Source organism: Arthrobacter sp. H5 (genome assembly GCF_000520595.1).
GTDB lineage: Bacteria > Actinomycetota > Actinomycetes > Actinomycetales > Micrococcaceae > Arthrobacter_D.
On the sequence record NZ_AZSC01000372.1, the window covers coordinates 1 to 1,076 of the forward strand.

Below are 1,076 nucleotides of genomic sequence, written 5' to 3' on the forward strand. Positions count from 1 at the left end.
CGCCGCGATCGCCGCCGATGTGGGGATGCATATTGATACCGTGCGCAAATGGCGTCACCGGTTCTACCATCACCGGCTGGAAGGGTTGGCAGATCTGCCCCGTACGGGCCGCCCGCCGACGTTCACTGCGGTGCAGGTGGCCGAGGTCAAACAGTTGGCGTGCACCTTGCCGGCTGAGACGCAGATACCGCTGTCGCGGTGGTCCAGCCTGGAGTTGGCCACCGAAGCCACCCGCCGCGGTATCGCCGCCTCAATGTTGGCCTCGTCGGTGCGCCGTTGGTTGAACGCTGATGCGATCAAACCCTGGGTCCTGGATCTTTCCCCGTGACCCCGACTTCGCTGTCAAGACCGCCCGGGTACTGGACCTCTACGCCCGCACCTGGGAAGGCCAACCCTTGGGCGATGACGAGTACGTGATCAGCGCAGATGAAAAATCCCAACTGCAAGCCCTGCACCGCAGGCACCCCGGACTACCACCAGCACCCGGGCGTACCCGCAGGGTGGAGTTCGAGTACCGCCGCGGCGGGACCTTGGCCTACATGGCCGCCTACGACGTCCACCACGCCCGTGTGATGGGCACCATCGCCCCTAAAACGGGGATCGAACCCTTCACCGAACTCGTCAGCAAAGTGATGACCACCGAGCCCTACGCCTCAGCGAAACGGGTGTTCTGGGTGGTCGACAACGGCTCCTCCCACAACGGGTGGCGCTCCATCCAACGGATGACACACGCCTGGCCCACCGCCACCCTCGTACATCTACCGGTGCACGCGTCCTGGCTCAACCAGGTAGAGATCTACTTCTCCATCCTGCAACGCAAAGCCATCAGCCCCACCGACTTCGCGAACCTCGCCGACCTCGCCACACGGATCCTGGCCTTCCAAGACCGCTACAACGCCACCGCGAGCCCGTTCGACTGGCGCTACAGCCGTATCGACCTCAACGCATTCCTCCGCCGAATCGACCAGCACAACGACCAAGCAGTCTGACCCCCGACGAACTTGCAGACATGCCCACTAGCGGGTGTCGGGGAGTCCTACTGGTGGACCTGGTCCGCCATTGCAATTTCAGGCCTC

General features: G+C 63.7%; 2 protein-coding genes. Both read left to right on the plus strand.

Annotated features, from left to right (window positions below; all coding sequences use genetic code 11):
• Positions 1-328, plus strand: a 328-nt coding sequence (locus tag Y708_RS27255; RefSeq protein ID WP_155853632.1) for a helix-turn-helix domain-containing protein, incomplete at its 5' end; no start/stop codon positions are given.
• Positions 291-989 (plus strand): transposase, encoded by a 699-nt coding sequence (locus tag Y708_RS27260; protein ID WP_216699710.1) that lies wholly within the window; start codon positions 291-293, stop codon positions 987-989. The genes Y708_RS27255 and Y708_RS27260, both read left to right, overlap by 38 nt.
• Positions 990-1,076 lie beyond the last annotated feature (87 nt).